This window comes from Streptomyces sp. NPDC050997, assembly GCF_040660135.1.
Lineage (GTDB): Bacteria > Actinomycetota > Actinomycetes > Streptomycetales > Streptomycetaceae > Streptomyces.
The window spans coordinates 36,760-44,531 of record NZ_JBFAGK010000038.1; the positions used below are offsets into that span (position 1 = coordinate 36,760).

The following is a 7,772-nucleotide window of genomic DNA, read 5'->3' on the forward strand; positions in this document are numbered from 1 at the left end:
CGGTGGGTCCGGCGAGGGACCTGCTGTCACTGACCCGGGGGTAGCCCGGCCGACCTGTCCGGAGCGCGACGGCCAGGGCGAGGCGCCCTCCTCGACGCCGACGACCCCCACCCCGCAGAACAGCCCGCACTCAGGCGTGCGGACCGGGGCGGCCGACGAGGGCCTCCGCCCACATCAACCCGGCCCACCCGGCGCCGGAGGACGAGGCCGTCCGGGCCGCGGGGGTCCGGAGCGCGGCCCGCGGGGGTGCCGGGGCGCGGTCGGCGGTGTCCAGGGGCGCAGCCCCGCGAGGTTCGGGGCGCTGCCCAGCGGGGTGCTGGGGCGTGGTCGGCGGTGTCCAGGGGGTGCAGCCCCGCGAGGTTCGGGGCGTTGCCGAGCGGAGTGCTGGGGCGCGGTCGGCGGTGTCCAGAGGGCGCAGCCCCGCGAGGCCCGGGGCGCTGCCCCCGGTGGGTCGAAGGGCTGTGCCCCTGGGGATGGGACGGGTAGGGGCAGCGGGGGCCAAAAAGCCTTGGCGCGCTGCCGCAGGCGCCCCCCACCATGACGGGCATGACCCCCTCCGCCCCGCCCGCCACCGGCCTCCGCACCCCCTGGGAACACCTCCCGGAACCGGTACGCGACGCCGTCGCGGGCGTACTCGGCGCCCCCGTCGTCCACGCCGTCACCCAGCCCGGCGGATTCTCCCCCGGCGTCGCCGCCCGCGTCCGCACAGCCGACGGACGCCGCGCCTTCGTCAAGGCGGTCAGCGTGGACACGAACGCGCACAGCCCGGAACTCCACCGCACCGAGGCCCGCAACGCGGCCGCCCTGCCACCCACCGTCCCCGCCCCCCGCCTCCTCGGCACCCACGACGACGGCACCTGGGTAGCCCTCGTCTACCAGGACGTGACCGGCCGCCAGCCCCATGTCCCGTGGCGGGAGCCCGAGTTGCGCCGAGTCCTGGACGCCGTGGGACAACTCGCCCGCGCCCTCACCCCGTCCCCGCTCGACGCCCCGCCCGCCGCCACGGCCCTCGGCCACACCTTCGACGGCTGGCGCCAACTCCTCGACGGGCAGGAGGCCAACGAGCTGCCACCCGCCCGCCTCGGCACCTGGACCGCCACGAACCTGCCCCGCCTCGCCGAACTCGCGGCGCCCTGGCCCCAGGCCGTCACCGGCGGCACCCTCGCCCACGGCGACCTGCGCGCCGACAATATCCTGCTCACCGACGACGACCGCGTCGTCTTCGTCGACTGGCCGCACGCCCTGCGCGCCGCCCCCTGGTTCGACCTGCTCGTCATGCTGCCCTGCGTCCGCGCCCAGGGCGGCCCGGACCCGGAGGACGTGTTCACCGGCCATCCCCTGGGTCGGCACGCCGACCCGGACGCCGTCACCGCCGCCCTCGCGGGCCTCGCCGGTTACTTCCTGCGGAACTCCCTGTTGCCCCCGCCCCCGGGCATCCCGACCCTCCGCGCCTTCCAACGGGCCCAGGGCGACGCTGCCCTGGCCTGGCTCAAGCGGCGGCTCGACCGGTTGTAGCGGCCCGACGGCTCAGCGGGTCATGGCGGCCTCGATCAGCGCCCGCATCACCCGGAGATCGTCATCCATCTCCGGATGCCACTGCACGCCCATCACCCAGGAGGGGCCGGGCAGTTCGACGGCCTCCACCGTTCCGTCGGCCGCGTAGGCCGAGGGGATCAGGCCCCTGCCGAGACGGTCCACGGCCTGGTGGTGGTAGGTCGGCACCGAGGACTCCTCGGGGACCGCATCGGCGTACGACGTGCACGGCACCGGTTTCACGAGGTGCCGGCCGAAGACCCCGGGCACCTCCGCGTGCCCGTCGAGGTGCTGGACGAGGGTGCCGCCCAGGGCGACGTTCAGCAGCTGCATGCCCCGGCAGATCCCCAGCAGCGGGACGCCGGCCGTGAGGGCCGCGTCGATCAGGGCGAGCTCCCAGGCGTCCCTCGCGGCAGCGGGCGGGCCGGTGCGCGGGTCGGGCTCGGCGCCGTAGCGGTACGGCTCCACGTCCGGGCCGCCGGCGATCACCAGGCCGTCGAGGCGGGCGACGGTCGCGGCGGCGTGCTCCGGCGCGTCCGGCGGGAGCATCGCCGCGAGGCCACCGGCCCGCTGCACGAGCCGCGGATACCCGGCGGGCAGCAGCGCGGCCTCCAGCTCCCACAGGCCCCAGCGCGCCCCGGCCTCCAGATACGTGCTGACACCGATCAGCGGCCTGCCCGACATGTACCCCTCCGACCCCTCGATGGGCTGCGGTCACAACAATGGACTACGGTCAAACCTTTTCATCCCGGACGTCTTCGCGACAGACCCCACCGTCATGTCCGTCCCGTCCGTCGAGTCCGTCACGCCAGGAACCCCCGCAGCAGCGCCGCCGTCCCCGCGCAGTGCTCCCGCATCATCTCCCGCGCCCCGTCCGCGTCCGCGTCTAGGACCGCCTCGACCAGAGCGGTGTGCTGACGCTGGGAGTGCTCCAGGTTGCGCACCAGGAGCGGGATGCAGTCGAGGAGGTCGTTCACCGAGGCCCGTACCGCCGCGTACCGCGCGGCCAGCGTCGGCGAGCCGCACAGCTCGGCGAGGGTGAGGTGGAGGAGGGTGTCCAGGCGGCGGTACTCGGACAGCGGCGCGTCCCGCGTCGCCGCCAGGGCCTCCCGCAGCCGGTCCGCCTGCTCCACCGACAGCCCGTGCGTGGCACACAGCCCGGCCGCCCCCACCTCCAGCACCTCACGGAAACGCAGGACGTCCTCGATGTCGACCTCGGCCACCCGCCGCCGCAGCTCGTCCTCGCCGCGGGCGTCCGTGCGCGGCAGAACGAACGTTCCGCCATACCGCCCGCGCCGCGACTCGACCAGCCCCTGGTCCTGGAGCACCTTCAGCACCTCGCGCAGCGTCACCCGGCTGATCCCGAGCCGCTCCGCCAGCTCCCGCTCCGCCGGCAGCCGCTCACCGCCCGGCACCAGGCCCAGCCGGACCACCTGGAGGATCTGCTCCAGCGCCTCCTCGAAACCGTTGCCGGCCCGCACCGGTCGCAGCACCGGCGTCAGCCGGTCGTCCGGGCCGCCGTCAGCGTCCAGCGACATATGGCCGTTCCCCCTTCCCAAGCAATGGTTCTCCGCAATACCTTATGGCTTCCGGCTGACCGTAGAAGCCGAAGGAGGCTTTCCCGTGGCAGACCGCACACCCCCGCTCGGCATCGAGGAGCTGCACACCCTCGTCGCCGGCGGTGAGATCGACACTGTCGTCCTGGCCTTCCCCGATATGCAAGGGCGGCTCCAGGGCAAGCGGTTCGCCGCCCGTTTCTTCCTCGATGAGGTCCTCCACCACGGCACCGAGGGCTGCAACTACCTCCTCGCCGTCGACACCGAGATGAACACCGTCGACGGGTACGCCATGTCCTCCTGGGACCGGGGGTACGGCGACTTCGCCATGCACCCCGACCTGTCCACGCTCCGCCGCGTGCCCTGGAACGCCGGTACGGCCATGCTCATCGCCGACCTCGGCTGGAACGACGGCTCCCCGGTCGTCGCTGCGCCCCGCCAGATCCTGCGCCGCCAGCTGGAGCGTCTCGCCGACCACGGCTTCACCGCCCAGGTCGGCACGGAGCTGGAGTTCATCGTCTTCAAGGACAGCTACGAGCAGGCCTGGGACGCCGACTACCGGGGACTCACGCCGGCCAACCAGTACAACATCGACTACTCGGTGCTGGGGACCGGCCGTATCGAGCCCCTGCTGCGGCGCATCCGCAACGAGATGGCAGCGGCCGGCCTCACCGTCGAGTCCGCCAAGGGCGAGTGCAACCCGGGCCAGCACGAGATCGTCTTCCGCTACGACGAGGCCCTGGTCACCTGCGACCAACACGCCATCTACAAGACCGGCGCCAAGGAGATCGCCGCCCAGGAGGGCGTCTCCCTCACCTTCATGGCCAAGTACAACGAGCGCGAGGGCAACTCCTGTCACATCCACCTCTCCCTCACGGACGCGGCCGGCACCAACGCCATGGTCGGCTCCGACCAGGACGAGGGCGGCATGTCGGAGGTGATGCGGTACTTCCTCGCCGGTCAGCTGGCCGCGCTGAGGGACTTCTCGCTCCTCTACGCCCCCAACATCAACTCGTACAAGAGGTTCCAGCCGGGCTCCTTCGCCCCGACCGCCGTCGCCTGGGGGTACGACAACCGCACCTGCGCCCTGAGAGTCGTGGGCCACGGCCGATCCCTGCGCTTCGAGAACCGGCTGCCCGGAGGCGACGTCAACCCGCACCTCGCGGTGGCCGGGCTGGTGGCGGCGGGCCTGTACGGCATCGAGCAGAAGCTGGAGCTGCCCGAGGTCTGCACCGGCAACGCCTACACCGGCGGCTACGCCCACGTCCCCAGCACGCTCCGTGAGGCCGCCGAGCTCTGGGAGAAAAGCCCGATCGCCAAGGCCGCCTTCGGTGACGAGGTCGTCGCCCACTACCGCAACATGGCCCGCGTCGAACTCGAGGCCTTCGACGCCGCGGTGACCGACTGGGAGCTGCGCCGCTCCTTCGAACGCTTGTGAGGTCCTTCCTTGTCGAACGAGCTTGAGCTCCACGTCCTCAACCCGGCCACCGAGGAGGTGGTCGCGACCGTCCCGGCCGCCACCGCCGCCGACGTGGACGCGGCCGTCGTACGCGCCACCAGGGCCCAGGCCGGGTGGGCCGCCCTCGCGCCCGCCGACCGGGCCCGGCTGCTGCGCCGGTTCGCCGTCGCCGTGGACGAACACCTGGAGGAACTCGCACAGTTGGAGGTCCGGGAGGCCGGACACACCATCGGCAACGCCCGCTGGGAGGCGGGCAACGTCCGCGACCTGCTCGACTACGCGGCCGGGGGAGTGGAGCGGCTGACGGGGCACCAGATCCCGGTGGCCGGCGGTCTGGACGTCACGATCCTCGAACCGCTGGGCGTGGTCGGCGTCATCGCGCCCTGGAACTTCCCGATGCCGATCGCGGCCTGGGGCACGGCACCGGCGCTCGCGGCGGGCAACGCGGTGCTCCTCAAGCCCGCCGAGACGACCCCGCTGACCGCCCTGCGCCTGGCCGAACTCGCCCTGGAAGCGGGCCTGCCGGAGTACCTCTTCCAGGTGCTGCCCGGCCACGGCCCCGTCGCCGGCAACGCGCTCGTCGAACACCCCGGCGTCGCGAAGATCGTCTTCACCGGGTCGACAGCCGTCGGCAGGCGAGTGGCGGCGAAGGGGTCCGCGCTCCTCAAGCGCGTCACCCTCGAACTCGGCGGCAAGAGCCCCAACATCGTCTTCGCCGACGCCGACATCGAAGCCGCGGCGGCCGCCGCACCCATGTCCTTCCTCGACAACTCCGGCCAGGACTGCTGCGCCCGCACCCGCATCCTCGTCCAGCGCTCCGCCTACGACCGCTTCCTGGACCTCCTGGCCCCCGGGATCGAGTCGGTACGCGTCGGCGACCCGGCCGACGAGCAGACCCAGATGGGCCCCCTGATCTCCAAGTCCCAACTGGACCGGGTCCGTTCGTACGTCGACCCGGACGCCCCCGGTCTTCGCGGCAAGGTCCCCGAAGGCCCCGGCTTCTGGTTCCCGCCCACCCTCCTGACCGGCGTCGACCCGCACGCCCGGGTGGCCGTCGAGGAGATCTTCGGCCCGGTCGCGGTGGTCCTGCCGTTCGAGGACGAGGCGGAGGCCGTGGCCCTCGCCAACGCCACCGACTACGGCCTCTCCGGCTCCCTGTGGACCCGGGACCTCGGCCGCGCCCTGCGCGTCTCCCAGGCGGTCCGGGCGGGCAACCTGTCCGTCAACTCCCACTCCAGCGTCCGCTACTGGACGCCCTTCGGCGGCTTCAAGCAGTCCGGTATCGGCCGCGAACTCGGACCGGACGCCCTGGCCGCGTTCACCGAAACCAAGAACGTCTTCATCAGTACGGAGGCCTGAGCCACCCATGCCCGAGTCACCCAAGTCGTCCACGACCGAGTCCTCCACGACCGAACAGACCGAACAGACCGTCTGCCGCCGCCTGGTCGGCCGTACCGCCGTCATCACCGGAGCCGGCAGCGGCATCGGCCTCGCCACCGTGCGCCGGCTCGCCTCCGAGGGCGCCCACGTCGTCTGCGGCGACGTCGACGAGGTCCGCGGCAAGGCGGCCGCCGACGAGGTCGGCGGGATCTTCGTGAAGGTCGACGTCACCGACCCCGAGCAGGTCGAGGCCCTCTTCAAGACGGCCCACGACACCTACGGCAGCGTCGACATCGCCTTCAACAACGCCGGCATCTCCCCGCCCGACGACGACTCCATCCTGGAGACCGGCCTGGAGGCCTGGAAGCGCGTCCAGGAGGTCAACCTGACCTCCGTCTACCTGTGCTGCAAGGCCGCGATCCCCTACATGCGGCGCCAGGGCAAGGGCTCCATCATCAACACCGCGTCCTTCGTGGCCCGGATGGGCGCGGCGACCTCCCAGATCTCGTACACCGCGTCCAAGGGCGGCGTCCTGGCCATGTCCCGTGAACTGGGCGTGCAGTTCGCGCGGGAGGGCATCCGGGTCAACGCGCTCTGCCCGGGCCCGGTCAACACCCCCCTGCTCCAGGAACTGTTCGCCAAGGACCCGGAGCGGGCCGCCCGCCGCCTGGTCCACATCCCCGTCGGCCGGTTCGCCGAGGCCGAGGAGATCGCCGCCGCCGTCGCCTTCCTGGCCAGCGACGACTCCTCCTTCGTGAACGCCACCGACTTCCTGGTGGACGGCGGCATCTCGGGGGCGTACGTCACACCGCTGTAGGCGGCGCCCTACAGTTCCGGAATGAGCATGACGCCTCCGCCCGGCTGGTACCCCGACCCTTCGGGCCCGCATCTGGAGCGCTGGTGGGACGGGACCACGTGGACCGACCACCGGCGCTTCCCGGAGGCCGTGGGGCGGCCCCAGGCCGCCGACGGGGCCTCCGGGCGGGCCAAGGCCGTCGCCCTGGGCGCCGCCGGGGTCGTCCTCGTCGCCGCGATCGTCACGGGCGCGTTCGTACTCCGCGACAACGGCGGCGGCGGTACGAACGTGAACACCGCGCCCACGCCGGTGGCCCCCACGTCGGAACCCGCGAGCGAGGAGCCCTCACCGACCGCGTCCGCCGACGACCCGGCCGTCGTGGTGGACCAACTCAACGGCATCACCCTGCCGTTGCGCGACGGCTGGACCAGGCCGGAGAACGTCGCCGAGGACGACGTCGTCATGATGAGGGACGACGGGACGTACGACTGCCCGGCCGGCGTCGGCCTGTGCCGGCACGGCCTGGTCCTCTCGCGCACGGTCACCGAGAACGACGTGCGCTCTCCCGCGGCCCTCGCCCTGGCGGACATCTCGAAGGCGGCCGACGCGGCCTACGACCGCGACTCCCTGCACCGGCGCCCCTACGGCGGCATCACCTCGCACCAGAAGGTCGGGTCCGGGCAGGTCGCGGTGGCGGGCCGCTCCGGATACTTCGTGCGCTGGCGGGTGCGGACCGCCAAGGGCCCCGGCGGCTATGTGCAGTCGCTGGTCTTTCCCTCCAGCGTCGGCAGCGAGTCACCGGTCCTCGTACGGTTCGTCTTCGACGCGGGCCCGGACGGACCGCCGCTCGCCGACATGGACCGGATCACCAAGGGGATCCGGGCGGTCGGCGACGCGGACACGGGCGGCGGTGTGGGCAGCAGCCTCGGGCCGTCGAGCTAGTGCCGCGGCCTTAGGGCCTGTCGTTTGGATCAGGCCGCAGGAAAGCAGCGGTGCTTCCTGGCCGACCTGAGCGGGGTGTGGTGCGTGCAGCTGCAAGGCGGAGGAG

The 7,772-nt window shown here is 72.8% G+C and carries 7 protein-coding genes; 5 read left to right on the forward strand and 2 right to left on the reverse strand.

Annotated elements, in window-relative coordinates:
- Window positions 1-546: 546 nt before the first annotated feature.
- Window positions 547-1,515, forward strand: coding sequence for an aminoglycoside phosphotransferase family protein (locus AB0H86_RS42780; protein ID WP_362451540.1), 969 nt, complete (start codon window positions 547-549; stop codon window positions 1,513-1,515).
- Window positions 1,516-1,527: 12 nt separating this feature from the next.
- On the opposite strand, the gene AB0H86_RS42785 is transcribed toward AB0H86_RS42780, so the two are convergent.
- Together AB0H86_RS42785 and AB0H86_RS42790 are read right to left on the reverse strand one after the other, a co-directional pair.
- On the reverse strand, window positions 1,528-2,217 hold the full coding sequence (locus tag AB0H86_RS42785) for a gamma-glutamyl-gamma-aminobutyrate hydrolase family protein (protein ID WP_362451543.1): 690 nt from the start codon (window positions 2,215-2,217) through the stop codon (window positions 1,528-1,530).
- A 119-nt stretch (window positions 2,218-2,336) separates the two neighbouring features.
- On the reverse strand, window positions 2,337-3,071 hold the full coding sequence (locus AB0H86_RS42790) for an FCD domain-containing protein (RefSeq protein WP_362451544.1): 735 nt from the start codon (window positions 3,069-3,071) through the stop codon (window positions 2,337-2,339).
- 85 nt (window positions 3,072-3,156) lie between these two features.
- Between AB0H86_RS42790 and AB0H86_RS42795 the strand changes: the two genes are divergently transcribed.
- The 4 genes from AB0H86_RS42795 to AB0H86_RS42810 are packed head-to-tail and all read left to right on the forward strand — an operon-like array spanning window position 3,157 to window position 7,666.
- Entirely contained in the window at window positions 3,157-4,527 is a 1,371-nt protein-coding gene (locus AB0H86_RS42795; protein WP_362451546.1) for a glutamine synthetase family protein, read from the forward strand.
- Window positions 4,528-4,536: 9 nt separating this feature from the next.
- Window positions 4,537-5,907: an aldehyde dehydrogenase family protein gene (locus AB0H86_RS42800; protein WP_362451548.1), complete on the forward strand. Its 1,371-nt coding sequence runs from the start codon at window positions 4,537-4,539 to the stop codon at window positions 5,905-5,907.
- 7 nt (window positions 5,908-5,914) lie between these two features.
- The gene (locus tag AB0H86_RS42805) at window positions 5,915-6,745 is read left to right on the forward strand and encodes a 3-oxoacyl-ACP reductase (protein WP_362451550.1); all 831 of its coding nucleotides are present in this window, start codon (window positions 5,915-5,917) and stop codon (window positions 6,743-6,745) included.
- Window positions 6,746-6,772: 27 nt separating this feature from the next.
- Entirely contained in the window at window positions 6,773-7,666 is an 894-nt protein-coding gene (locus AB0H86_RS42810) for a DUF2510 domain-containing protein (protein WP_362451554.1), read from the forward strand.
- Window positions 7,667-7,772: the final 106 nt, after the last annotated feature.

Excerpts from the sequence above, each read along its gene's own strand:
- AB0H86_RS42780 (WP_362451540.1), top strand. The coding sequence starts at position 547 with ATGACCCCCTCCGCCCCGCCCGCCACCGGCCTCCGCACCCCCTGGGAA.
- AB0H86_RS42785 (WP_362451543.1), bottom strand. The coding sequence starts at position 2,217 with ATGTCGGGCAGGCCGCTGATCGGTGTCAGCACGTATCTGGAGGCCGGG.
- AB0H86_RS42790 (WP_362451544.1), bottom strand. The coding sequence starts at position 3,071 with ATGTCGCTGGACGCTGACGGCGGCCCGGACGACCGGCTGACGCCGGTG.
- AB0H86_RS42805 (WP_362451550.1), top strand. The coding sequence starts at position 5,915 with ATGCCCGAGTCACCCAAGTCGTCCACGACCGAGTCCTCCACGACCGAA.
- AB0H86_RS42810 (WP_362451554.1), top strand. The coding sequence starts at position 6,773 with ATGACGCCTCCGCCCGGCTGGTACCCCGACCCTTCGGGCCCGCATCTG.